At 40.3% G+C, this 24142-nt stretch carries 23 protein-coding genes and 1 riboswitch; of the genes, 15 read left to right on the top strand and 8 right to left on the bottom strand.

The features are described 5' to 3' along the window. Nucleotides 1-55 precede the first annotated feature (55 nt). The 5 genes from H9631_RS05995 to H9631_RS05975 all read left to right on the top strand — a co-directional run bounded on the left by H9631_RS05995 (nucleotide 56) and on the right by H9631_RS05975 (nucleotide 3896). Nucleotides 56-337 carry a hypothetical protein gene (locus tag H9631_RS05995; RefSeq protein WP_191810920.1) on the top strand — a complete coding sequence of 94 codons (282 nt, stop codon included), beginning with the start codon at nucleotides 56-58 and terminating at the stop codon, nucleotides 335-337. 175 nt (nucleotides 338-512) lie between these two features. After that, complete coding sequence (locus H9631_RS05990) at nucleotides 513-2120, top strand: putative polysaccharide biosynthesis protein (RefSeq protein WP_191810918.1); 1608 nt, start codon at nucleotides 513-515, stop codon at nucleotides 2118-2120. 40 nt (nucleotides 2121-2160) lie between these two features. After that, the gene (locus tag H9631_RS05985; RefSeq protein ID WP_191810915.1) at nucleotides 2161-2541 is read left to right on the top strand and encodes a hypothetical protein; all 381 of its coding nucleotides are present in this window, start codon (nucleotides 2161-2163) and stop codon (nucleotides 2539-2541) included. A gap of 372 nt (nucleotides 2542-2913) precedes the next feature. Beyond that, nucleotides 2914-3435 carry a hypothetical protein gene (locus H9631_RS05980; RefSeq protein WP_318246775.1) on the top strand — a complete coding sequence of 174 codons (522 nt, stop codon included), beginning with the start codon at nucleotides 2914-2916 and terminating at the stop codon, nucleotides 3433-3435. Nucleotides 3436-3569: 134 nt separating this feature from the next. Further along, nucleotides 3570-3896, top strand: coding sequence for a nuclear transport factor 2 family protein (locus H9631_RS05975; protein ID WP_225220890.1), 327 nt, complete (start codon nucleotides 3570-3572; stop codon nucleotides 3894-3896). Nucleotides 3897-4342: 446 nt separating this feature from the next. Here the strand turns inward: H9631_RS05975 and H9631_RS05970 are convergent, their stop codons facing one another. The 3 genes from H9631_RS05970 to H9631_RS05960 all read right to left on the bottom strand — a co-directional run bounded on the left by H9631_RS05970 (nucleotide 4343) and on the right by H9631_RS05960 (nucleotide 7816). After that, nucleotides 4343-5173: a MetQ/NlpA family ABC transporter substrate-binding protein gene (locus tag H9631_RS05970; protein WP_191810912.1), complete on the bottom strand. Its 831-nt coding sequence runs from the start codon at nucleotides 5171-5173 to the stop codon at nucleotides 4343-4345. A gap of 67 nt (nucleotides 5174-5240) precedes the next feature. Then, the gene (locus H9631_RS05965; RefSeq protein WP_191810910.1) at nucleotides 5241-6626 is read right to left on the bottom strand and encodes an LLM class flavin-dependent oxidoreductase; all 1386 of its coding nucleotides are present in this window, start codon (nucleotides 6624-6626) and stop codon (nucleotides 5241-5243) included. Continuing rightward, entirely contained in the window at nucleotides 6623-7816 is a 1194-nt protein-coding gene (locus H9631_RS05960) for an acyl-CoA dehydrogenase family protein (protein WP_191810908.1), read from the bottom strand. Before H9631_RS05960 ends, H9631_RS05965 begins: the two co-directional genes overlap by 4 nt. Before the next feature lie 136 nt (nucleotides 7817-7952). Continuing rightward, a riboswitch (SAM riboswitch) is annotated at nucleotides 7953-8060 on the bottom strand. A 251-nt stretch (nucleotides 8061-8311) separates the two neighbouring features. Here H9631_RS05960 and H9631_RS05955 point away from each other — a divergent pair. Then, entirely contained in the window at nucleotides 8312-9181 is an 870-nt protein-coding gene (locus H9631_RS05955) for a cation diffusion facilitator family transporter (protein ID WP_191810906.1), read from the top strand. A 372-nt stretch (nucleotides 9182-9553) separates the two neighbouring features. Here the strand turns inward: H9631_RS05955 and H9631_RS05950 are convergent, their stop codons facing one another. After that, nucleotides 9554-10297, bottom strand: a complete 744-nt coding sequence (locus tag H9631_RS05950) for an ABC transporter permease (protein ID WP_191810904.1) — start codon at nucleotides 10295-10297, stop codon at nucleotides 9554-9556. Then, entirely contained in the window at nucleotides 10294-11031 is a 738-nt protein-coding gene (locus H9631_RS05945; RefSeq protein ID WP_191811061.1) for an ABC transporter ATP-binding protein, read from the bottom strand. The genes H9631_RS05950 and H9631_RS05945 overlap by 4 nt, the downstream gene beginning before the upstream one ends. 481 nt (nucleotides 11032-11512) lie before the next feature. Here H9631_RS05945 and H9631_RS05940 point away from each other — a divergent pair, with 481 nt between their 5' ends. From H9631_RS05940 to H9631_RS05910, 7 genes are all read left to right on the top strand, one after another. Continuing rightward, nucleotides 11513-11842 carry a PadR family transcriptional regulator gene (locus H9631_RS05940; protein WP_191810902.1) on the top strand — a complete coding sequence of 110 codons (330 nt, stop codon included), beginning with the start codon at nucleotides 11513-11515 and terminating at the stop codon, nucleotides 11840-11842. Then, nucleotides 11839-12468 (top strand): hypothetical protein, encoded by a 630-nt coding sequence (locus H9631_RS05935; protein WP_191810900.1) that lies wholly within the window; start codon nucleotides 11839-11841, stop codon nucleotides 12466-12468. The genes H9631_RS05940 and H9631_RS05935 overlap by 4 nt, the downstream gene beginning before the upstream one ends. Nucleotides 12469-12523: 55 nt before the next feature. Beyond that, nucleotides 12524-13045: a hypothetical protein gene (locus H9631_RS05930; protein WP_191810898.1), complete on the top strand. Its 522-nt coding sequence runs from the start codon at nucleotides 12524-12526 to the stop codon at nucleotides 13043-13045. 587 nt (nucleotides 13046-13632) lie between these two features. Beyond that, on the top strand, nucleotides 13633-15081 hold the full coding sequence (locus tag H9631_RS05925; protein ID WP_191810896.1) for an MFS transporter: 1449 nt from the start codon (nucleotides 13633-13635) through the stop codon (nucleotides 15079-15081). Between the two features lie 33 nt (nucleotides 15082-15114). Next, nucleotides 15115-16149, top strand: a complete 1035-nt coding sequence (locus H9631_RS05920; RefSeq protein ID WP_191810894.1) for an ABC transporter substrate-binding protein — start codon at nucleotides 15115-15117, stop codon at nucleotides 16147-16149. A 2-nt stretch (nucleotides 16150-16151) separates the two neighbouring features. After that, the gene (locus H9631_RS05915) at nucleotides 16152-17267 is read left to right on the top strand and encodes a FecCD family ABC transporter permease (RefSeq protein ID WP_191810892.1); all 1116 of its coding nucleotides are present in this window, start codon (nucleotides 16152-16154) and stop codon (nucleotides 17265-17267) included. A gap of 1 nt (nucleotide 17268) precedes the next feature. Then, on the top strand, nucleotides 17269-18030 hold the full coding sequence (locus H9631_RS05910) for an ABC transporter ATP-binding protein (protein WP_191810891.1): 762 nt from the start codon (nucleotides 17269-17271) through the stop codon (nucleotides 18028-18030). A gap of 171 nt (nucleotides 18031-18201) precedes the next feature. Here the strand turns inward: H9631_RS05910 and H9631_RS05905 are convergent, their stop codons facing one another. Both H9631_RS05905 and H9631_RS05900 read right to left on the bottom strand, forming a co-directional pair. Beyond that, on the bottom strand, nucleotides 18202-19218 hold the full coding sequence (locus H9631_RS05905) for a helix-turn-helix transcriptional regulator (protein WP_191810889.1): 1017 nt from the start codon (nucleotides 19216-19218) through the stop codon (nucleotides 18202-18204). A 904-nt stretch (nucleotides 19219-20122) separates the two neighbouring features. Beyond that, nucleotides 20123-21100 (bottom strand): DUF4003 family protein, encoded by a 978-nt coding sequence (locus tag H9631_RS05900; RefSeq protein ID WP_191810887.1) that lies wholly within the window; start codon nucleotides 21098-21100, stop codon nucleotides 20123-20125. A 295-nt stretch (nucleotides 21101-21395) separates the two neighbouring features. Here H9631_RS05900 and H9631_RS05895 point away from each other — a divergent pair, with 295 nt between their 5' ends. Both H9631_RS05895 and H9631_RS05890 read left to right on the top strand, forming a co-directional pair. After that, nucleotides 21396-22103, top strand: a complete 708-nt coding sequence (locus H9631_RS05895; RefSeq protein WP_191810885.1) for a cytochrome c biogenesis CcdA family protein — start codon at nucleotides 21396-21398, stop codon at nucleotides 22101-22103. A gap of 536 nt (nucleotides 22104-22639) precedes the next feature. After that, nucleotides 22640-23695: a beta-carotene 15,15'-monooxygenase gene (locus H9631_RS05890; protein ID WP_191810883.1), complete on the top strand. Its 1056-nt coding sequence runs from the start codon at nucleotides 22640-22642 to the stop codon at nucleotides 23693-23695. Between the two features lie 270 nt (nucleotides 23696-23965). On the opposite strand, the gene H9631_RS05885 is transcribed toward H9631_RS05890, so the two are convergent. Next, nucleotides 23966-24100, bottom strand: a complete 135-nt coding sequence (locus H9631_RS05885) for a YjcZ family sporulation protein (RefSeq protein WP_191810881.1) — start codon at nucleotides 24098-24100, stop codon at nucleotides 23966-23968. Between the last annotated feature and the right edge of the window lie 42 nt (nucleotides 24101-24142).

Below are 24142 nucleotides of genomic sequence, written 5' to 3'. Positions count from 1 at the left end.
CGACTGGGCTTTCCGTATGATGGTATAAATGCTTTTTGAAAAGGAGGGCTTTATATTGAAGAATATTCTTTTGATTGCGGTGTGCAGCCTTTATTTGTGGCCAATAGGTAATGATGGACAAATGGTTGTAAGAACCTTACCTCTAAAAGAGGAGAATATCGACTTTATTGTTACGGATAGAATGGATGCTGTTCAAAATATTCCAAGGGAAATGCTGGAGGAGCAGTTGCCTCAATTTATTCCCAATGCTGATGGAAATGCGTCAATTAATAATTACAAATTGCCTCAGGCAGAAGAAGCGTTCAATTATCTTACAGAAGTAAAAGTAAGACAATGATGAAGCAGCATCATTAAAATAATTTTACCCTGTAAAAACTCATTTCTTGAATCGATGATAAAAATACAATTACTTTCAAAAATAAAGGAATACTTTCTCATTTTAGTTGTTATTTGTGATATGCTCAACTTAGTTAACAGATAATTGAAATATTGAATAGGCAGGAAGTATAAAGATGTCCTCTAAATTAATCAAAGGAGCAATGATTCTCACCCTGGGCTCCGTACTATCTAAAATTCTCGGTCTTCTATATGTCATCCCATTAAATACTCTTTTAGGCAAGGACGGAGTCAGCCTGTATGCATATGCCTATGTCCCGTATACTATTTTTATGAGCATCGCTACAGCGGGGATTCCCCTGGCAGTGTCCAAAATAATTGCAAAATACAATTCTGTTGGTCAATACTCGGTCAGTCAAAGAATTTTCAAATTGAGTTTCAAAATTATGCTGATTACCGGTGTTTTGTCGTTTTTTGTCATGTTTGCAACTGCACCGTTTTTAGCTGAGTTCGGAAGCTTTGGTAAAAAGGGACTTTCTAAAGAGGATTTGACAACTGTGATCCGGGCAGTTAGCTTCGCTTTGATTCTTGTACCCGCGATGAGCATTATCCGAGGTTTTTTTCAAGGCCATGAAGATATGAAACCGACGGCTGTTTCACAAGTTGTTGAACAGATTGTAAGGATTATTTTCTTATTAAGCGGTGCATTTGTCGTCTTGATTATTTTCGAAGGTAAATTGGTTACAGCAGTCAGTCTTGCTACATTTGCGGCTACAATTGGGGCAATTGCAAGCATGATTATTCTTGTCATCTATTTAAATAAGCAAATTCCATTCTTAAAACAGCTCGCAGACAAAGATCAGAATAAAATGGAATCATCCATGGCTGATATACAGAAGGAAATCTTTTTGTCTTCGATCCCATTCGTTGTCGTAGGCATTGCAATGCCGTTATTTCAGTTTGTAGACAACCTGACCTTTAGCAGGGCAATGGCATCCATTGGACTGGATGATATCGTTAAATCAGCCTTTGGAATCTTAAACTTTAACACGCAAAAACTCGTTGTGATTCCAATGACGCTTGCTACCGCGTTTTCGATGTCGCTAATACCCGCGTTAACGAGCTCCTATGCCAGTGGGAATATGGAAAAATTCTGTTATGAACTTGATAAGGCCTTTCAAATTGTTTTATTTATAACCATTCCGGCTGTGATTGGAATCTCGATTCTAGCCGGTCCGATTTACACTGTTTTTTATGGGTCTAACCCGCTTGGAACAGAGATTCTTGCCATTTATGCCCCAGCAGCGATTCTGTTTGCTATCTTTTCGATATCGGCGGCAGTTTTGCAGGGGATTAACATGCAAAAGATGACTGTACTCAGTTTGTCTTTAGGATTGTTAACAAAATGCATCCTGAACATTTCATTAATCAAAACATTTGAAACGGCCGGAGCAGTTTATGCAACAACATTGGGCTATTTAGTTGCGTGTCTGCTAAATTTATTTTTCATCTATTATTCTACGGAGTACAAATATACAGTCGTTGTCAAAAGATCTCTGTTAATGTTTATTTTTACGGCGATTATGGCCGGCGCTGTTTTTGGGGCTGAGAGTGTTCTGTCAACAGTGATGGATCCTGAAAGCAGATGGCAGTCAATACTGATTATTGTAATTTGTGTATCTGTAGGAGTCGGGATCTATGGACTGCTTGCACTAAAAAGTAATTTAGCAAATATGCTGTTTGGTAGGCGTATACATCTATTGAGAGAAAAACTGAATGTTTAAGTTTTATGTAAAAAGCAGCAAGTAACGAGGAATGAGATTTATGAAAAATAAGATTATTATTGCTTTATTTGTCGTCAGTCTAGGGCTGAATTTGTTTCTTCTTGGAAAATGGCTCCTCTTTGAACAATGGTATACACCGACCCTTGAAGAAGAAACTATTTTGAGTGAAATGGTTCAAAAAACCATTGAAAGTGAAGAGTATAAGAGATTAGCAGATAAAGAGAACATTATCGCCATAGATACAAGCCTAGATAAAAATAAAGGCGGCGTATTTCCCTATTATTTTAGTGTAAATGTTCGAACAGATAAACGGACCTATCTTTTTTCTTGTAAAGATAGCCAATGCATGGAGCTGGAAAACGGAGGATCGACTTATTCCATTTATCAGGATGAAAGTCCCCGGCTTCCTTTTAAAAAATAGGGAGCCAGCTCCCTTTGTTTGTGTGAAAAGATTTTCCCGTGAACCGTACAAGGTTTCTTTAAGCTCACCAACTTAACTGACGGCTTGTCCATTTTAAATCCCGGTGTAATATTTATGTCTGGATCTTATTCAAGGATAGTGCTAATAATGATTCAAGTTATTATAGAGATTTCCTTGATCCTTTTAGTGATAATAATTGGGTCAATCTATTAGTTTTTCATAAAGGGAAAAAAGAAAATACTGAATATCTTAGCCTTGTTGACTTTCATGTTCAGGCATTTTGTTTTTTTGCACCTTAACAGGGATTAACTGAATCTATAGAGCACCTTTGCAAAAGGCGAAGACGCCATCATGGAAAAGGAGGAGGAACCTATGAAAAAATTACCGTTTGAACGTCCAAGTGAACATTATGAAGAGAAAATTTTTTCCATTGACGAGCGAATTTGCGAGCTAATTCAAAAACGAAAAGAATTGTCGGGGAACAACCCTGGATTTCCACCAATAGAATACATAAAAGATTGGGCTAAAAAGTATGGGCTGTATGAAGATTTATTGAATATGTTATTTGGAACCCTAAGGGCTGATGAACAATTCCGTCCTCAGGTTGAACCAAGTGGATTTCAAAGGTATATTCCTGTTCTGAAATCGGTTGTCAAGGGACATTCCTTATACTCCGTAACCTTCATACGACAATATGAGAATGCAAGTGTTGTAAATTTTAACATCGATTGGGACGAGTCGGAGGATTCCTTGGATGATCACCATCATCTTTGGGAGTTGTATATCAATGATGATTATCATTGTACGATAGAATTTGGGGGGCGGGTGAACACCTTAATAATAACTTTATTGTATCTCCGCGTCTGCCGGACGATGTATCTGGGTTGCAATTGATATTTAGAGAAAATGAGGGACCGTTTGGTGACAAAACAACAGGAGTCGAGATTGTGATAGATTTGATTTGAGGGGACTGGATCTTGCACCGAGCATGGTGTTGAAGGGGAGGAAAAGACATTCATTCATCACTGATGAAACATATTTTGCAGCTTGAGGAGCGGTTGATGAGTCGAGGGTATGATGATTTAGACGAACTTCTTGAAGACAATTATTTGGAATTTGGGAGCTCGGGAAAAATATATGATAAAAAGGCTCAGCTTGATAGAAGTGATCCCACTTCTTCTGTACAACTTACTGTAACAGATTTTGACATACGCTGTTTAGCAGCAAATGTTGTATTAGCAACATATAGAACACATAAACAGACTGATGAAACAAGTACTTTGAGAAGTTCCATTTGGAAATTTAAAAAAGATAAGTGGCAAATGGTATATCATCAAGGGACACCTATCCTATAGTCAGATTTAGAAGTGATAGGAGTGAAGGTGGCATTCTATGAAATGTTTTTTCTTACTCATTTAGAGGACTTACGTTTGATGAGTCAATTTAAACCACATTAAGCTGGAGCGCCACGGTGATAATTCAGGAAAGCATACGAGCTACTAGATATCATCAAGAAATTATCAATGGAAAGTGCAACAATTAAAGCGTAAACTACTATAATCAAAGGACAATTGCATTTTGGTTTACTTAAGAATGGAGACAGCCTCCTCTTAAAACACAAACAGTGGTCCAATTTTAACAATAAAAAACCCCTGAAACTTAATGGACTGTTTGTTATGCATACTTCGGTGTTTTGTACCTATTCTGCTGGAGAAATAGTTAAAATGACGGTAGGAATGTGGCGGTAACAGCCAAAACATCGAAAGGCTCAATGTTAAGCCTTTCGAATGTTTTTGGTCGTTTATTTCTTTGCTTCAATTTCTGAAAAATAATCTGGTCTGACAAAGCCAGGAAGGTTTTCATCTGTATATTGAACAAAATCTATAGACTTATAGGCATCTTCAAGTGCCTTTACGAACGGTTCCTTCTTATCTTTGCTGTTAATGACGACTTGGTTCATGTACTGAATAGGAGTTTCTTCTAAGCCGAGTGCACTTTCAAGTTCAATACCTGAAGCAAGTGCAAAGTTCCCGTTGATGAACGCGAAATCTGAGTCGCCCAAAGAGCGTGGCAACTGAGCGGCTTCCAGCGGGGCAATGTTCACATTCAGCTTGTTTTCCGCCACATCCTTCTCTGAAGCTTTAGATGGGTCCACATCTCCATCTAGTGCAATCCAGTCATATTCATCCATCATGATCAACGCTCTTGCCATATTGACGGGGTCGTTTGGAAGGGTTACTTTTGCTCCTTTCCGAATGTCAGCAAGGTCTTTGTGTTTTTCAGAATACACACCAATTGGGGCAGTTGGAACCGAAAGAAGGTTCACTAAATCCATCTCATGTTCTTCGTTAAACTTTTCCATATATAAAATATTCTGGAATACATTTGCGTCTAAATCTCCCTCATGGAGTGCCTTATTGGGCTGAACGTAGTCGCTAAACTCTATCACCTTAACGTCGTATCCTTCTTTTTCAAGTATAGGCTTAATACTGTTTGTAACTTGATCACTATATGGACCGGCGGTTGCTCCGATTTTGATTTCTGTTTTGCCTCCGGTTGTGTTGCTCGAACCGCAGGCAGCTAAAACAGCCATCCCCGTTAATAAAATGATTCCAAGAAAAGTTTTTTTCATAACCATACCCCCTGTGTTTATTTAAATGGACAAAAATTTTGCTGGAATTTTCACTCTCCCCTAGTGTTTATTGAGAAACGGTCTGCAGCTTCCAGGAAAACTGCTTGCCCGGGTGATGGTCAGCCAATTGGTCACCGCTGCCGAATAAATTGTCCCGTAATGTTTTGTTTGTCCCGCTTTCCCTCAATAATCCTCGTTCTTCCAATACAGGGATAACGAGCTCAGCAAAATCTTCGAATGATCCCGGCATCACGGCATACGTGATATTGAAGCCATCTACATTCGCTTCATTCAACCATCTTTCCATTTCGTCAGCGATGACTTCAGGTGTGCCAACAACAACCGGACCGATACCTCCAAGGCCAACAAATTCAGCTATTTCATTAATCGTCCATTGCTTGTTTGGATCAGCTTTGGTAAAAATCTCAACCCGTGAACGCATAGAGTCATTCTCAACAAACTGTAAGTTTTCATTTGGATCGAATTGAGAAAGATCGATTCCCGTCCATCCGCTGAACAAGCTTAGTGCACCTTCGTAACTGATATATTTTTTATAATCCGTGTATTTTGCTTCAGCTTCTTCTTGTGTTTTGGCAACAATCGGCGTGAATAAACTGAAAATTTTGATCTCCTCAGGTTTTCTTCCGTATTCCTTTGCCTGATTTCGGATTTTTTTGACATATTTTTGAGCAATAGGAACAGTCGGCATTGAAACGTAAACACCTTCCGCATGCTTAGCGGCGAAAGCACTTCCTCTGGATGACAGTCCAGCTTGGTAAATCACTGGGGTCCTCTGAGGGGAAGGTTCACATAAATGGGCACCCGGTACACTGAAGTAATCACCTTCGTGTTGTATATCATGGACTTTGTCCGGATCGACAAACGCTTTTGTCTTAGTATCCCTTACGACTGCATCGTCTTCCCAGCTTCCTTCCCATAATTTATAGCAGACATCCAAATATTCTTCGGCGATGTTATAGCGTTCATCATGCTCAATCTGCTCTTTTAAACCGATATTGATGGAAGCACTTTTCAAATATGAAGTAACGATGTTCCAACCTATACGTCCTTTTGTCAAGTGATCAAGTGTTGTCATGCGCCTAGCAAATGTATAAGGGTGTTCATGTGTTACTGATGCTGTAACACCAAAGCCAAGATGCTCCGTAACAGCAGCCATGGCAGGGATGACCAGAAGTGGGTCATTGATTGGTGATTGTACCGCCTGACGAAGAGATGCATCACGGGCACCTTGATATACATCATAAGGTCCAAGTACATCCGCGAGAAAAATAGCATCGAATTTGGCAGCTTCCAGCGTTTTCGCAAGCTCAGTCCAATGCTCGAGATCCTTGTAGCGATGCGAACGGTCTTCCGGATGTGCCCACAATCCAGGTGATTGATTACCTGGGCAGTTCATTAAAAAAGCGTTTAATAAAACTCGTTTTTTTGTCATTTTTTATTCCTCCTTAGTTGTTCGTTTTCTTCAGGCCAAAGTGATGTATCAATGCCGACAATTTGTTTGCCAATCAGTTCCTTGGCTAAATTGTTGGAAGGGCCCATGACAATTCCTGCTCGAGAATCGCGGTATAGGCGCTCCAAGATACCTTTTTTATATCCGAAACCACCTGCAACATCCATTGAGATTTGAGCTACTTGATTCGCGGTTTCTGATGCATGAACTTTAAATTCGTAAAGTGTTGTCCTCAATTCATCAGTGAGAGGCTCGCCTGATTGAGACCAGTCATTCAATCTTGAAGCTATTTCATTCTGCCAGGCACATAAACTGTCAATCAAAATTTTGGCCGAAGCCAGCTGATGTCTGACTACTTGATATTTTCCTGAAGCTTTCGTTGCAAAAGCGGCAGCTTCATTAAATATGCCGATGGCAGTCCCCGTCCAGGCACCCCCTAGTCCGAAAATATAAGCGTTGCTATTTTCCACAATTCTTTTTCCAGTTCCTTCTCCGCCAATTAAGTCACGTTGGTCAACATAAATATCGTTTAATCTTATGGGAGAACTATGATTTCCGCGCACGCCTAAAGCATCCCATTTCCCTGTCTCGATACCGTCCTGTTTCGCATCGACAATAAAATACGAGAGATCTGAGTAAACTTTCGCCTTTGGTGACTTGGTTTGAATAATATAAAAGTCAGCATAGCCGCTGCTAGTCGCAAATGATTTTTCAAAATTCAAGAGGTAGCCCCCATCTGTATAATCGGCTCTGCTTTCGCTCAACCAGTGCTGGCTTCCGGTAGCTCTTTCACTGTTTGCGATTGTTCCAATTTTTCCTTCGCGGAGTGGCTTTAGCCATCTGTTCCACTGATCTTCGTTACCATAGCCATAGATAATAAGGGACGCACCGATATTCATCGTATAGACAAGAGCCGTTGAAGGACAAGCTGTTGCGATTTCTCGAACGACGAGACCGTAAGCACGATAATCAAGCGCCAAGCCACCTAATTCTTTCGGCAGTAAAATACTGTTCCATCCTTCTTCTCCAAGAGCTTTTAGGTTTTCACTAGGAAATTCTCCTTCTCGGTCAATCCGGTCAGCATTCGGACGGATGACAAGATCGATGATTTTCCTTATTTGGTTTTTCACTTCCTCAAGTGAGGGAGTGGCTTCTTTAATAATGGTTGTCATTGTAAGCATCTCCTTTTCATGTGGAATGAAAACTACTGTAGGAATCTCCATGCATCTTTTTTAGAAACAAAAAGCCCTTCTCTCAAATAATGATGAGAGAAGGGCATATACATGTACATATATAAAACCTACATTAGTCTCATCTTTAGAATACAAATGTATTCTTCTGAAATTAGCACCGTGCAATCAATTGCTGGTTGCTGAGGCTTCTTAGGGTCAGTCCCTCCGCCTCTCTTGATAAGAATCCTATTATTCACTTGTTAAAAATTGGATTTGCCTATTGGCTTGAAATGAGTATAATCAACATTTTGTAATTAGTCAACTTTTTTTTTGAAATATAAGAATAATCATTTTGAACAGAATAAGATAATGTTGCCCATAAGAAACAATCTTTCCGTCTCCTTACAAACGGGTCCTTTCCCAACAAGGTTGCTGTAGACCCACTCGCATTTCGATTGTTATCATGAATATATATAGTTTTGTGGAGGGACTTCAATGGCACAATCAAATGGTAATGATCTGAAAATGGGGGAACGCGGAGCCATACTCAGCATCTTTGCTTATATATTTTTATCAGTTTTAAAATTGGTGATAGCGGACATGTCGAATTCGGCAGCCTTAAGAGCTGACGGACTAAATAATGCCACTGACATTGTAGCTTCAATCGCGGTTCTGATTGGTCTTAGATTTTCGCAAAAACCAGCAGATGATAATCATCCATATGGTCATTGGAAAGCAGAAATGATTGCTACATTGGTTGCTTCTTTTATCATGATGGTTGTCGGACTTCAGGTTTTATTTGAAGCAGTCTCATCCGTATTTGCTGAAAATCAGGAATCACCTGATATGATATCTGCGTTGACTGCCGTTTTTTCATCGGGAATCATGTATTTAGTTTATCGTTATAATCTAAAGCTAGGCAGGAAAATTAATAGTCAGGCTGTAACGGCGGCAGCTAAGGATAATTTGTCCGACGCATGGGTGAGTATTGGTGCGGCAATTGGAATCATCGGCTCCCAATTCGGACTTCCCTGGCTTGATTCGTTAACTGCTGTAATAGTTGGCCTACTCATTTGTAAGACAGCTTGGGATATCTTCAGGGATGCTTCCCTAGACTTGACTGATGGCTTTGATGAAGAAAAATTGGAACGGTATAAAGAAGCCATTTTTGAAATTTCCGGAGTTAAGGGAATCAAGGATATAAAGGCGAGACGGTATGGTAACAAATCTGTTGTGGATGTGGTCATTCTTGTCAACTCCACATTGGGAATCCAAGCTGCTCATGAAATATCAGATTGTGTGGAAGAAGTGTTAATGAAAAAACATCAAGTATTCGCTGTGCATGTTCATGTAGAACCAAATTGAACAAGTGTGAAAGCTGACCGAGGCTTTCACACTTGTTATTTTTTTATTGAAAAATGTTGTCTAACGGTGGATTGTGCGATATTTTCAATAATCGTGCGAACCCCGATTTTATTGTGCGAAAACTAGGATAATCGAGCGCATCCCGATTTTATCGTGCGAAAACTAGGATAATCGAGCGCATCCCGACTTTATCGTGCGAAAATGCGAATAATCGTGCGAATCTCGACTTTATTGTGCGAAAATGCGAATAATCGCGCGCATCCCGGTTTTATTGTGCGAAAACCAGAATAATCGCGCGAATTCCGATTTTATCGTGCGAATCTCCAATTTATCATTTGTTTCCCCAATCTAATCGCTCTCCCAAAAAGTATGTTATTTAAGCTGCATCCGTTCATTAAACAAGGATGGGTAAGATAAGTACCCGAGCATGACACTTGATACAGCAGACGTTGTCAGCAACAGGAAAACAATCAGAATCTGGAACATAACGGCCTGGATCGGATCGGCGCCCGCGATGATTTGGCCGCTCATCATTCCTGGCAATTGGACAAGTCCCATTGTTTTTTGGCTTTCAATTGTTGGGATCATGCTTGCTTTGATGGAAGAGATGAGCTGTGTGTGAATCGCCTGCTTCGGTGTTCCTCCAAGTGATAGAATCAATTCCGCTTGATCTTCATGAGCTTCTATTTCTGCAGTGAAGCGGTTCAAAAATAAGATGGATAAGACCATTGCGTTTCCAATGACCATTCCACTGATGGGGATGATGTATTGTGCTGTTGCAGGTGTGATGTTTAGTCCGATTAAAATCCCCTGTGTAAGAACTTCAATGAAAATGATCGTAGCTGCCACTTTCCAAGTGATCCCTTTGATGAATAAGCCTTTTTTTCGAACGTTTTCAACGGCTGCTCCAATCATGAGCAGGATCATCAACAAAATATAGACGGGATGTTCGGCATCGAAGACGAATTTTAAGATGTACCCGACAATTAGCAGTTGGATTATAGACCTTACAACAGCGATAATCGTGTCTTTTTCCAGTTGGAGTTTGAGCGTTTTCGATAAAAAAATGGGGATAAGGACAAAGCTGAGTGTCAATGCCAATGCTGTATAACTCATGCAAATCCCCCTTCAATGAAGTGCCGCACTTCAGCAGTGCTTGGAGATTCGAGCAATTTGCTATCTCCTGTTTCGGCTACCTTGCCGGCAATCATCACCCAAGTGTAATGCCCGATTGTTTTAGCTTGTTCTAAATTGTGTGTGATCCATACTATAGTTACATTGTAACGCTGATTGATTTTTACAATGAGCTGTTCGATTTCTCTGGAAGAAGTTTGGTCCAAAGAAGCGGTAATTTCATCAAGCAATAAAATGCGCGGACGGTTCAAGAGTGTCCTTGCGATGGATACTTTCTGTTTTTGACCGCCTGATAGATCTTTGCTGTCTCTATTTAAAAATGAATCTTCTAACCCCACATCATCCAATATCGAGATGGCTTCTTCTTGAGCAAGTTTTTTTCCAGCGAGCTCTAATGGGAGAGCCAAATTATGATAAACACTTCCTTTTACCATCGGGGCATTTTGAAGGGCAATACCTACCGTGCGACGTAATTCCACAGGTTCATACTCGCGGATATGCTTGCTGTGGATATAAATATTTCCAGCGGTGGGGGAAAGTAACCCGTTGCATAGCTTGAGCAGAGTTGATTTACCCGCACCAGAAGGGCCGGTTAATGTTGTGATTTTTCCATCAGGAAAAGAGCCGGTCACTCCTTTTAAGATGGACGTTTCATCAATTGAGTAATCAACATCATTGAAATGGATGGCGGGTTTATAATGTAAATCAGTTGTAATCGCTGATACACTTCCTTTGTGAAAGACTTGTTAATTATAGTATAAGACCGAAGGGCGGATTTTAACATTATGAAAGACTGAGAGTTGTTTGTAATACAGAAGGGCTACTTAAAATTGAAGATGCACAGGTTTCGCAAACGATAAGTTTGAAGCTTCCTATTTCCATAGGAAAATAAACGGCAAGCCACAAATCAAAAGAGATAGTACCACCAATCAGTTCATAGGTGTCTAATAGAACGAAAGAAAGAGATAAGCAGATGAAAATGATATTGAAAAAAAGGGTTAAATTATTTGGAGTAAAATACCCAGCTGGAAAATGAAAAAAGATGATTATAATAAAGGTGTCTCAAATCAAAGAACTCTTGAATTTGATCTTCCATTCGAAATATCTTCTTCCCGTTATCGTATCATAGCATGAAAGGTTGCAAAACGACTGAAAAGGAATTACACTTATACATAGTAAAACTAGGTAGGTGGAACGATGTTTGACCGAGAGCTTTTAAAAGGGAGTACTTCGCTTTTGATTCTTCAGCTGTTACAGGACCATCCGATGTATGGTTATGAGCTAGCCAAGGTGATGGAGAAGCGTAGCGATCATACATTGCAGGTGAGAGAAGGGACTTTATATCCGGCTTTGCACAAGCTTGAACATCAAGGGTATATAGAATCCTATTGGGAAAAGCAGGAAAAAGGAAAGGCACGCAAGTATTACCGGCTGACAGCGGAAGGTGTAAAGATGCTGGAGGTAAAAACGAAGGAATGGACGCTTTTTTCCAAAATGATGGACCGCATGTTGGGGAGGCAGTCATGATTGAAACAAAGGCAGAGTTTCTTCAGCGCTTGAGGTTTTTGTTAGATCATCATCCGAATGAGACTGCCATTGTTGCTGAAATTGAAGGGCATATGGATGAGCTGATGAAGGAATGCGGGCTTCCTGAACAGGAAGCAATCATAATGGTTCAAAGCCAGATTGGAACTCCGGAGGAGCTGGCAAGCCAGTTTAGATATGTCTCAACCAAAGAGTCCCAGAGAACCAAGAAAATGTTTATCATTGTAAATATACTGTTTTTTGCTTGTGGAGTGCTTCTGGCCCTTGACGCGAATTTATCTGTCCTATTACATATGTTTTGGGAAGTGTTGCTCCAATCCTCTTGGATTATACTGATTGGCTATTCTGGATATTGGGCATTTATGGGATATGAAATTGGAAAAGAATATGGGGCAAAAGGAGAGAGTCTGCTAAGAAGAACAATGAGGGCGGCAATCGTTCCGAATATCTTTTTAATGATCATCACGTTGTTTGTTTTTTTGCCGACTGAATTATTTCATCCCCTTTTACAATCGTCTTTTTTGATTGGGTGTTTGACAGCCACAGTTTTCTTTTTTCCAATCAGTAAAGCGGGTTATTATGTAGGAGTACGCAAGGTATTCGATTAATGCTCCTTTTTTTTGAGTATATACCTAGAATTACTATGTAAAAGGAGTGTGGAAATTGGGTCTTATGAGTGTGTTTGGAATTGGGATGTTAATCATCATCATGATTTTGATTAAAAAGCAAAGTCTGATAGAAGTAGTAGGCAACCACCTGATTGTACAAAAAATTGCTGAAAAACAATGGTTCCATCATAAATGGAGAAGCGGATTATTTTTGTTTGTATTGAATGCTGTCCTATTCTTATTTGCGATTGGATTGATCTTTCTGTCAGGTCTGCTCATGGTTCCATACCTGCATATCTTGGTCATGCTTTCAGCAACATTGACTAGTATTTACTTATGGATTGCCATTCGAGTCTCTGTACAAAGACCAAAAAAGGATCAATTGGTTATGGGGCTGCTGGGAAGCAGCTTTTATGTGATCCTCTTTTTGATCTTTCTCTATCTGTTCATGACATTAGGGCCGGCTACTCTGGAGCATGATACTTTTATGGATGCAATCGGACTGAAGTTGGGAATGGTTGTTGCCTTTGTTGCGTGGATGACATGCTTTTTCATTACTGCTTTTCAAAAAAAGTGATCGAAAATAGTATGGTAGAAGATGGAGAGATTTCATATTATCCATATATTTTTTTGAAAATCCAACCTGGAAAACAGCCAGAAAATTACTTTAAATAATCTACACATGCGCTTTCTAAAGCATTACACATAAATATAGAGAATAAAAGACTAATACCTGCAATGGGCTAGGCTATTAGAAAGCTAACATCCAAATTTGTGAGCAAGATGAGTTAGAGATGAAAGAGTAAAAGAGGGTGGGGAGGAAGTTCTCCTAACCCTCTTTTACTCTTTCATGAAACATTAATCATAAAGATAAACAATGGAAACGCAAGGTTCATTTGTTCTCTTGAATTTTTGCTCCCTCAATAAAAGGAGAAGCTCCCGCAACAGGTAGACAAAAAAATCAAATCAATCGATAATCATTATCATTGATAATTATTTTCAATGAATTTCCGTTTAGGACATATCAATAATTGGGAGAAACAGAAGGACAGGGGAGTGGTTTTTTGAAAAACATATGGATGTTGGATGCCTTATATTCTGTAACTCGTATCTAAAACATTGCGGAAGGACTTGAAGCAGATTGTTTTTAAGGAGGAGATACAAATGCTCAATCATACTTCAACAGCCGGCGAAGAACTGGAGCAGCAGCTTGATCCGCGCCGTTGGTATACACTAGCGGTCATTCTACTTCCTATACTGCTTAATTCTTTAAATACCTATATGATACAGGTCGCGTTACCCTTGATACAGAATAGTTTGAACGCCAGTTTTTCCGATGCACAGCTTATTGTGACCTGCTTTTCTCTCAGTCTGGCCGTAGCTCTCATTGTCAGTGGAAAGCTTGGCGACATATACGGTAGAAGACGACTGCTGCTAATTGGGGTGAGCGGGTTTACCCTCATGGCCATACTGGGAGGCTTGGCTACGAGTCCGACTCTCCTGATTGCCATTCGGATTGTACAAGGACTTGCTGCGGCGCTTATACAACCCCAAGTGCTCTCCATGATGCAAGTTAATTTTTTACCGCGGGAAAAAGGGTTTGTCTTCAGCATTTACGGTGCATTGCTCGGATTCGGGTTTGCATTTGGGCTCACTCTGGGAGGCATTCTAGTCAATTGGAACGTGTTTGATTTGGGGTGGAGAACTGTATTTTTTTTCAATGTTCCCTTCGGTATTCTTGTTCTTTTGTGCTTGCCATTTCTGCCGGAGTCGCATGGCAACCCGACCCAAAGGATCGATTGGACCGGTACATTCTTTATTATGAGCGGGCTATTTCTGCTTGTTTATCCGTTATCAGAAGGACAAAAACAAGGATGGCCGCATTGGATATGGGGTTGTCTGGCTCTTTCACTGCTGTTACTACTTGCATTTATAGCAGTAGAAATTCATAAGCAAAAATGTGAGAACGCACCGCTTGTCGATTTGACTATTTTTAAGCAACGTTTATTTGGCGTGGGGATGCTTTCCGTTGTTTTAATTTACCTTAGCATGTTTTCTTTCTTTTTTATCTTGACGTATTATTTGCAGTTTGGTTTGCATTTCGATGCCCAAGCGACGAGTCTCGCTTTTCTGCCTCTTGGCTGCGGTTTTTTCCTGACCTCTCTGATCTCATCGCGAGTGGTAGACCGTTGGGGGATGGCTGTGCTGAAAACAGGTGCGTTGATCACGGCAAGCTGTTGTTTTTTATTTGTCTTGTTGCTGCGTATCGATGCGATGCATCTGTTGCAGATGCCATACATGGTGCTTCTGCTAACGTATGGCATGGGACTTGGACTGGTCACAACGCCGCTTACCCGAGTTGTACTTGGTACTGTGCCGGCGAAGAATGTAGGGGCGGGTTCAGGTCTGTTCAATACTGTGATGTACTTGGCAAACTCGCTGGGTGTTGCGCTGATTAGCATTTTATTTTCTACCGCTTTGCAACAGCCCTTGAAAAATGCAACCCTGTCCGACTATGTAAGAGCATTTTCCGTCTCTTTAACGGCTTGCGGAGCACTTGCTCTAGCAGCTTTTGTTTGCCTTAGTTTTCTACGAAATCAACATAACACTTAATATCAAGTTGTCTAATACCAGGAGGAAGAATTTATGTTTACAAAGAAAAACGTAGCTATTTTTATGACCATGATCCTTTGTTTGATCATGTTGTCCGCTTGCTCGCAAAAAACAGTTGAACCAAAAGCGTCTAATCAGAATCGTCCCGAAGCAACTGAAGGCAACTCGATGGGAAAAAGTCATTACCCGTTGACCTTGACGATTTATGACGATGCAGGTACAGAAATGAAGCAGACCATTGAAAAAGAACCGCAACGCATTGTGGTGATTGGGCAAGGTTTCGCGGAGTGGATGATTGCCTTTGGCGAAGAGAAAAGAATCGTTGGACTGGCATATTTGGACAAATCCTTTTCTGAATATGAGGAACAAATTAAAAAGCTCCCGATTATGACGGACATGTGGCCTTCCAAGGAAGCCATTCTGGAGTTGCAACCGGATTTGATTATTTCCATGTCATCCGCATTTCAGAAAGAACGAATAGGAGATATTTCTTTCTGGAACAAGAGAGGCATTCCTGTGCTTGCCGGAATCAACTATACAACTGGACGCACTATCGACAGTTTTTTCGAGGATATTATGAATTTGGGCAGCGTACTGAATATCGAAGAGAAAACGAATGCCTTTGTGGAGAAGCAGAAAGAACAAATCAGTGAAATTCAGAAAAAAACGTCACAGACAAAGGATAAGCCAAAAGTTCTGCTGCTTGGAACGAGCGGAGAAACGACTTATTATTATGGCCCATCACTTTGCCTTATTGATGAAATAATTGAAGGCGTGGGCGGCGAGTATATCAAAGTATCTAAGGAAACATATGTAGAGATGTCGGAGGAATCTATTCTATCGGTGAATCCCGACAAAATCATCATCACTGGATTCCAAAAATCAGATAGTGAGGCATTGATCAATAAATATCTGCTCAATCCAAAATTGAAAAATGCGACTGCAATTAAAACCGGCAACGTGAAGGTTGTCGAGTATACAACTGCAGTACGCGGGAGTCTCGGACTTACGGATTTGTACAATGATGTTGCCAAGTATGTTCATCCTGAACTATTCAAAGGAGAATAGGCATGGCAACTGCACAAAGAAGAGAACTCAAAAACAATTTGTTTGATACAGAAAGCAAGATAAAAAAACGATCCCTTTTCTCGGTAATCGTAGCTGTACTGGTTGTTGCGGTTGGAATTTCAATCGTCGTTTCGGTATCCATTGGGCAAGTATCCATTCCTTTCGGTCAATCTTTTTGGATTTTGGTGGAGCAAATCACCGGGATACAAACCGACCACATCACAGCGGATGAAAGTGCCATGTTTTTGGATGTGATTTGGCAAATCCGCTTTCCGAGAGTGCTGCTGGCGTTGGTAACCGGCGCTGGATTGGCGCTTTGTGGAACCGTCATGCAGGCATCCGTTCAAAATCCGCTGGCAGACCCGTTCTTACTCGGAATTTCGTCCGGTGCTTCACTAGGCGCGACATTCGCGATTATGCTCGGTTTTGGTATAGGAGGAATTCTTGGAGAGTTTGGTGTTGCCTCATGGGCGTTTATTGGCGCGTTGGCAGCAGCCGTTCTTGTTTTGGGCCTTGCCAGCATCGGCGGGAAAGTTTCCTCAGTCAAACTGATTTTGGCCGGAACGGTCATTAACGCGCTGTGTAGTGCTTTTTCCAACTTTATTATTTACTTTGCCAAAAATGCCGAGGGCATTCGATCTATATCCTTTTGGACAATGGGAAGTTTGACATCTGCGGAGTGGGGGACGCTTCCGCTTGTGACGGCAGTAGTCCTTGCTGCGGCGCTCTTTTTTCTGTTTCAATTCAGAGTCATGAATACGATGCTAATGGGGGAAGAAACAGCGGTTACGTTGGGAATTAATCTAAACAATTATAGACGGGTGTATATGGTGATCTCCTCGATCGTCACTGGTGTTCTTGTCTCAACTTGCGGAATTATCGGGTTTGTGGGTTTGATTGTTCCCCATATAGTACGCAGTGTTGTCGGCTCAAACCATAAGCGGCTTGTTCCTGTCGCTATTCTTTTTGGTGCCTTATTCATGATATGGACGGATGTGTTTGCGAGAACCATCATACCGAATGGAGAATTGCCGATTGGAATTGTCACGTCCCTTCTGGGCGCACCGGTATTTATGTATATATTAATCAAAAAAAGTTATGGATTCGGGGGGAAGTAAATTGAACCTGACAGCAGATCACATATCAGTCACTTTAGCGGGGACAGACGTTATAAAAGATATCAGTATTAAAGTGGAGAATGGACAGTTTGTCGGAATCGTTGGGCCCAATGGATGTGGGAAATCCACTTTGTTAAAAAGTATTTATAAAGTCATTAAACCGCAAAAGGGCTCTGTTTTTTTGGGGGAGACGGATGTTTTGAAATCATCAGCGCGCATGATCTCAAAAGATATGAGCGTGGTTGGTCAATTCAATGAATTGAGCTTTGATTTTACTGTTCGTGAGATGGTGATGATGGGGCGAACACCTCATAAGCATCTCATGGAATTAGATAATAAACAAGATTATCAAATTGTTGCGGATTCATTGGAAAGGGTCAATCTGACTGAGTATGCGGATAGGAGTTATTTGACGTTATCGGGCGGTGAAAAACAACGTGTGATACTGGCTAGAGCAATAGCACAGCGACCCCAATTTTTAATTCTCGACGAGCCAACAAATCATTTGGATATTAAATATCAGCTGCAGATTCTAACTGTCGTCAAATCGCTAAATATTGGCGTTCTTGCTGCACTGCAGGATCTTTCTATGGCATCTGCGTATTGTGATATTCTTTATGTGATCAAACAAGGGAAGGTCCTTGTCTCGGGAAGGCCCAAGGAAGTTTTAACAAAGGAGCTTATCAGGCAAGTTTATGAAATTGATTGTGAGGTTTACTCCAATCCGATTACGGGGGATTTGGCAATCGCATATTTTCCCTGAAAAAGTGCAGAAAAGATCTATCTGAGCTATACGTTGCTGCGGCTTGACATTATATCCTCCTTAATGTCGAGCCGCTTTTAGTGTACATAGATGCAATTAATTGATACAGCGAAGCATTAAACAAATGTGATAATACAGGTCATTTCTTAATAAAGGTCTGCTTGTATAAAGCTATTGATTGGAATCATTTTTCAATTTGCTTTGCTCCATATTCAGTTGACTGATACGTTTTATAAGATCACTTGGATTACAGCCATAGTGCTTGCGAAAAGCCGTGGTGAAATTGCTGGCGTTGCTATAGCCAACCGAAGCAGCCGTTTCTCCGACATTCAAATGTGCTACTTCCATATACCATAGTGCTTTCTCCATCCTTTTTTGACGCACAAGCTCAAAAATTGTCATGCCAAACAACTCGCGGAATCCTTTTTTTAGCTTAAATTCATTCATCCCAATTCGCCTTGCTAATTCGCGAATTGATAGTGGCTGTTCAAGATGCTGTTGCACTAGTTCATGGGCATGTTTCAGCCTGGAAATATCATCGCGGCGCAGCATTATGCTTCCTCCGATATTATCGTATCCATCTGACTCTCCAAATAAGGATAAAAATTCTAATGCCTTACTCTCCATATACAACCTTTTCATTGTTCCAAGATGTGTACAATGGATCATTTCGGATACACATCTTTGGATGGCCGGAGTGGTCGGATATTGATCAATATTTCCACGGTGATGTTTAAGCCAAGTCTCCATTTTCCGTTGCTCTGTTACATCCTCAGCGTAACGCAACAGTTCATCGGGCGTGAACCTTATTTCAAGAAGCTGATTTCGGATATCTGCTTTTTTTTCTTCAAAGACTCGAACATCCTCTAGAAAGAGGACATTCCCCGTTTGTGAAATCGTATGGCTGCTCTTGCCGTTCCAATCGCAATGGATCTCGCCACTAATACAATAACTCAATTCAAATAATTGGCAGGATTCCTGAATTTGAAGTTTCATATCTTGCTTGAAAGTAATATCCGTCATCATAATTTCCATACCGGGACGAATCCGTGTTCTTGTCACGTTACCCTTACCTATGTGAGAAGGAATGGTAAGTTTTTGTTCCAAATTACTTTGCTGAACTTGTCCTTCTACCAACTCCGTAAACTGGTCAAATAAATCATGAATCTTGGCTACGTTTAACGCCATTTTACTATCAGCTCCTTACTCTCAACTTTTGACCGATTGTCACTCAAATAAATTCTTTTTAAAAATTTCACTCTATTTATTTGACTGATAGTCAGTCAAGTGCCTATGTAAAAAGGAGGTAGCTCAATTAATGAATCTAGTAAAAAATGCCGCGGAACGAAAGCAAATATTGCATGTACAAACAATTTGCCAATTCACACCAATCGTAACGGATTTAAGGTAACAACTTTCACGGCGACAACCCACACTTGTAGAAGAATTTTTTTTTCGACAATGCCTCAATATTTAAATGGAATAAGGCTGAACGTATAGCAAGAATTGCAGCAATCCAATCTACATGATTCGGCACTTCACGTGGAAAATTCAATTTATCACTTTTAAGAGAATCTTTAAAAGCTAAATTTAATAATTGAACTAAATGATATTGATTATCAATTAGGTGGTTCTATCATACTTCTTGACTGATAACCTGTCAATGTCAATTAAGAAAGGCTATATTTAAATCTAACATTCAAAAGATATGTATGATTTTCCATAATGCAACTAAGTTTCACAAAAAATTTGTAATATGTTTTTAAAACCCATTTTTTTGAAGAAAATATTTTGTTAATCAACCAATCCTAGAATAGTTTTCCTCAAACAATAGTACATCTATTTTATATAGGGTAAAACTTATTGTTCGAATTGTACACTTGAATTGTTACAAATGACGAAATAAATGTACTGTGAAGTTTACATCACAACTCACATTAAAAGTTCTTCTCGATTTGAGAGACTAGTGCAATATTTTTTTGAGGTCGGTGCCTTTCTTATTCAGGGTTTGAGTACATAGTTGCAGTCACACATTTCGCCATAAGAACTGAAAAGCCGGGGATGCCATAAATCATGGTTCATCCCCAGCTTTTCAGCTTCCTGAATTTGAATTTGTAGTGACTACAGCAGCTGTTATAGTAGCGGTCATAGCTGCTTGTTGAGCTTGTAAAATAGTTTCGATTGTTGTAAATAGGCTTGACTCTATAAGAGTTGAATGTTCCAATTTATTTTTTACATAAAAGCTAGCAGCAAGAGTTGCGTTCAAATCCTTTTGCCATTTGAATGGTTTTGTCTGATTAAGTTGCTCGTATGCTTGATAAACTTCCTGCACATCTAATTCCGCAGGAGGGATCATGGCAAGCATTCCCATCACTGGATAATACAGTGTTTTTTGTTTGATACCGACTTCTTTGAATTGGTCAAACACTTGAGTGGTCCGGCTTACCAACACTTCGGCGCTCTCTTCGTGGGCGAGTGTCAAAATATGACTCAGCATTTGCAAATGGTTTCCTTTTCGAAATCCGTTACGGTTCAAGGCGTCATAAAAACGCTCATTGCGCTCAATGATTTGATCAGTTTGTGTTGCAGCCAGAAGCATTGCAAGGGGATAATCTTCACTGAATGTCAAAAAGAAATGCTCTTTCTTCATCCTTTCGTAAATTTTTTTTGCCCTCGCGATAATTGAACGATACTCTTCAGGGGCAGACCCTGAATTTTTAATCAATACAGCCGCCGCGATATAAGTGAATATACCTTTTCTGAATTTAGCGTTGACCATTTCATCGTAGGCAGCAAACCATGAAGGAATTTGTTTTTCGGCCTGTTCGAAGCCAACATCCAGCATAGCGGCAGCAATATACCGGGATTCCGATTTTATAGAAGAGAAAGCACGGGCCTGCCGTTTAATTGCCTCTGCAATCAGCAGATAAGACTCCATTTGAAAAGGTTTTGGATTCATTGCATAGAAGGATGCAATTGTCATTAAAATTTTATTATCTGTCACTTTCCATTTCATCTTTTGACGGAGTTCCTCATAGACTTCAATATACTTGAGCATGTATTCCTGCATGTTTAATGCTCCCTTCCTGGTTTTGTATTATCTTTTCATACGGTTTTGTGAAGGTAAATGTTTCATTTTTTGCAGAAGGGATTGGACAAGAAATAGTATAGCGGTTTATTCAGCCTCAGGTGTTAGAGCTATAGCCAAATGGCAGAACACATTGTCATTTTAGCTAGTCTCCTCAAATTATGCTTTTACATGTGACTATATTTTTCGATAAAATGGCACAGTTATTTCACAATAAAGTCGATTGTTTTTGCTAAGGTGGATGTATATGATATAAAATGAGGCTGGTGATTAAAAAATGCAGCAAATAAACTTATTTCTTGCTTTTGGAGCGGGGTTTTTATCTTTTATATCACCTTGCGCACTTCCTTTATACCCGGCTTTCCTGTCATATATTACTGGAATGACTGTTAATGAGATGAAGGAAGAACGGGGGATATTTAAAAAGAAGGCTTTTATTCATACGATTCTGTTTCTAGTAGGATTTTCTATCATTTTTTTAGTCTTGGGTCTTTCATCTACCCTTCTTGAAGATATTTTTGTCAAATATCAAGACCTTCTCAGACAAGTAGGGGCCATTGTAATGGTGTTTTTTGGACTGGTATTGACAGGTATCTTGAGTTTTAATTTTTTAAATATGGAGAAGAAGATTCAATTTCAAAACAGGCCGGCTGGTTATTTTGGATCTGTCCTGATCGGAATTGCCTTTGCCGCTGGCTGGACCCCATGTACAGGACCTATTTTAGTGGGAGTGGCCGCGATGATCACCCAAGATCCTGGGAAGGGACTTTTTTATATGGGAGCCTATGTGCTTGGATTTTCCATTCCATTCCTTCTCATGTCCTTATTCTTGGACAAAATGACGTTCCTGAAGAAAAACGGACAGCTTTTTATGAAAATTGGCGGTTACTTGATGATTATCATTGGGATTTTGTTGTTTTTTGATTGGATGCAGCTCATTATCTCGATTTTGCAACCCTTATTCGGTGGTTTTACAGGGTTCTAACTTCATTCAGCAGAAGTCTCCACTTTTGTAAATCGTGAGATGAAAGTATAAAGTCGCCGGCGGATGCCACAGATTTTCGGAGGGATTTATCGAGCTGAGCTAGATAAAATCTGTATGTAAATACGCCAAGGCGCATTTGCTATAAGTCGATTATTTTTCAATGTTGAAGGAAAGTCCCGCATAATAGCGGGGCTTTTTTTATAGAGTAGGACAGTATAAGATCAGATGAAATATTCAGTTCGAATTAAGTTTTTCTATGTCTAGCTCCAAGCGCCCAGCAACTAGCAAACTTCACACTTCTTCCTCCGATAAGTCAACATCGGCTCTGACGTACAGGAAGTACTAATGCAAGCGAAGCGACAGGACGTCGCGGTTTGAGCCTGCTGACGTACAGGAAGTACTAATGCAAGCGAAGCGACAAGATGTCGCGATTTGAGCCTGCATTCTTTGCCGTGAATCGCTCCAGTTTGTACGTCGCTAAACGAGCGCCTTGCGCTTTTATTATGGTAAGATAAAAGAAAAAAGGTGTGTTTTTGATGACAGATATTCAGAGAGACCGCCGGTTTTATATTTTACTGTTTTTACTTGTTCTCGTTCTTGGCTCCAATGCTTTATTGTATCGCTCTCCGCTAACTTCCTTAGTTCTTCCTGCTGATGCAAATTGGGTTGTCATTGGCTCATTGATTGATTTGGCCGTTGTGGCACCACTCCTTATTTTGTTTTTGAAACGCAGGGAAAGGATTACGGTAAAAGCATTTATTGCATGGATGGTTTCTGGTCTTGTATTTGCAAGGTTCCTTATTCCGAGTGCTTATTTCGAGCCGTTTACTTACGTCCCGCTTGCCGCTATCGGTGTCGAGGTTCTCATACTCTTGGCTGAACTGGGCTTGGTGGCACTGCTCATTTGGCGTTTGCCTGGCATCATTCGTTGGGTGAAGTCACATAACGAAAGCCTATTGTTTTCTCTCCCATCTGCTGTGGAAAAACGGGTAGGAAATCACATACTTTTGCAGGTTCTTACCGCGGAGTTTTTGATGCTCTATTATGTATTTGCTTCTTGGAAGAAGAAAGTGCCAAGGGCAGAGTTTGATTTTTCACTACATCAAAAATCGAGCCTTATCGCATTTTATATTATGTTGATTCATGCCATCATTATAGAAACAGCGGCCATCCATTGGCTGATTCATGAAAAATCGCTTATCCTCTCGGTCATAATGCTTCTATTAAACGTCTATACCGTCATATTTTTCATTGGAAATATTCAGGCGATAAGATTAAATCCATTGTTTGTCCAGGATGGAAAAATTTTCGTATCCCTTGGGCTTGAGAAGCGCATCGTCATTCCACTGGAAGAAATAAAAGAAATAAAGTGGGGACGTGAAGCGGAGGAGGAGAAAATTAATACAAAAGAGACGATTGAATTCATTGCAAAGGACTTTGAAACACTGCCGCCGCATTGCATTATCGAATTCAAGCACCCTCTTACTGCGAGTCTATTTTTGGGCTTTAAGAAAAATTACACGAAAACGGCGATCCGTCTCGATGAACCGGAACGATTTCGTGCGTTCATTGAAGATTGGGAAAAAAATTAGAATAGCTTGCCAATATTTTGGGAAGCGATCGTTGCCATTGAGTATTCTTTTTTCAGAAAATAATCATCCTAGTCAATCTAATTGAATAGACCGGGATGATCATTTTTTGGGTAAAGTCCGATATGAAAATTATAATCTTTTTCTTTGACTAGGCTAGGACGAACAGGATATCGCGTTCTGAGCAGGAGCCCTTTGAAGGTCACAAGCCGCTTCCATGTGGTGGCTGAGGACAGCCTCCTCGGGAAGCGGCTTGTGTTAGCACTTCTTATATTAGTAAAAGCATACTGCTCCGATAATAATCAGCAGGATAAACAGCACGACGATGAGTGCAAAACCGCCGCCGTAACCAAAACCGCCGCCATATCCACCAAATCCACAGCCGCCAAAGCCGCCGTATCCAAACAAATGACTCACCTCTTTCCCACAAAGTCTCGTCAGAAAGGCATT

This window comes from Bacillus norwichensis (genome assembly GCF_014836955.1).
In the GTDB taxonomy this organism is placed as follows: domain Bacteria; phylum Bacillota; class Bacilli; order Bacillales; family Bacillaceae_C; genus Siminovitchia; species Siminovitchia norwichensis.
This window is presented reverse-complemented; position numbering and strand designations above follow the sequence as displayed.

What these genes read in the sequence shown, in the direction of transcription:
- H9631_RS05990 (WP_191810918.1), top strand. Translation starts at nt 513, where the DNA reads ATGTCCTCTAAATTAATCAAAGGAGCAATGATTCTCACCCTGGGCTCC.
- H9631_RS05985 (WP_191810915.1), top strand. Translation starts at nt 2,161, where the DNA reads ATGAAAAATAAGATTATTATTGCTTTATTTGTCGTCAGTCTAGGGCTG.
- H9631_RS05980 (WP_318246775.1), top strand. Translation starts at nt 2,914, where the DNA reads ATGAAAAAATTACCGTTTGAACGTCCAAGTGAACATTATGAAGAGAAA.
- H9631_RS05975 (WP_225220890.1), top strand. Translation starts at nt 3,570, where the DNA reads ATGAAACATATTTTGCAGCTTGAGGAGCGGTTGATGAGTCGAGGGTAT.
- H9631_RS05970 (WP_191810912.1), bottom strand. Translation starts at nt 5,173, where the DNA reads ATGAAAAAAACTTTTCTTGGAATCATTTTATTAACGGGGATGGCTGTT.
- H9631_RS05965 (WP_191810910.1), bottom strand. Translation starts at nt 6,626, where the DNA reads ATGACAAAAAAACGAGTTTTATTAAACGCTTTTTTAATGAACTGCCCA.
- H9631_RS05960 (WP_191810908.1), bottom strand. Translation starts at nt 7,816, where the DNA reads ATGACAACCATTATTAAAGAAGCCACTCCCTCACTTGAGGAAGTGAAA.
- H9631_RS05955 (WP_191810906.1), top strand. Translation starts at nt 8,312, where the DNA reads ATGGCACAATCAAATGGTAATGATCTGAAAATGGGGGAACGCGGAGCC.
- H9631_RS05950 (WP_191810904.1), bottom strand. Translation starts at nt 10,297, where the DNA reads ATGAGTTATACAGCATTGGCATTGACACTCAGCTTTGTCCTTATCCCC.
- H9631_RS05940 (WP_191810902.1), top strand. Translation starts at nt 11,513, where the DNA reads ATGTTTGACCGAGAGCTTTTAAAAGGGAGTACTTCGCTTTTGATTCTT.
- H9631_RS05935 (WP_191810900.1), top strand. Translation starts at nt 11,839, where the DNA reads ATGATTGAAACAAAGGCAGAGTTTCTTCAGCGCTTGAGGTTTTTGTTA.
- H9631_RS05925 (WP_191810896.1), top strand. Translation starts at nt 13,633, where the DNA reads ATGCTCAATCATACTTCAACAGCCGGCGAAGAACTGGAGCAGCAGCTT.
- H9631_RS05920 (WP_191810894.1), top strand. Translation starts at nt 15,115, where the DNA reads ATGTTTACAAAGAAAAACGTAGCTATTTTTATGACCATGATCCTTTGT.
- H9631_RS05915 (WP_191810892.1), top strand. Translation starts at nt 16,152, where the DNA reads ATGGCAACTGCACAAAGAAGAGAACTCAAAAACAATTTGTTTGATACA.
- H9631_RS05905 (WP_191810889.1), bottom strand. Translation starts at nt 19,218, where the DNA reads ATGGCGTTAAACGTAGCCAAGATTCATGATTTATTTGACCAGTTTACG.
- H9631_RS05900 (WP_191810887.1), bottom strand. Translation starts at nt 21,100, where the DNA reads ATGCAGGAATACATGCTCAAGTATATTGAAGTCTATGAGGAACTCCGT.
- H9631_RS05895 (WP_191810885.1), top strand. Translation starts at nt 21,396, where the DNA reads ATGCAGCAAATAAACTTATTTCTTGCTTTTGGAGCGGGGTTTTTATCT.
- H9631_RS05890 (WP_191810883.1), top strand. Translation starts at nt 22,640, where the DNA reads ATGACAGATATTCAGAGAGACCGCCGGTTTTATATTTTACTGTTTTTA.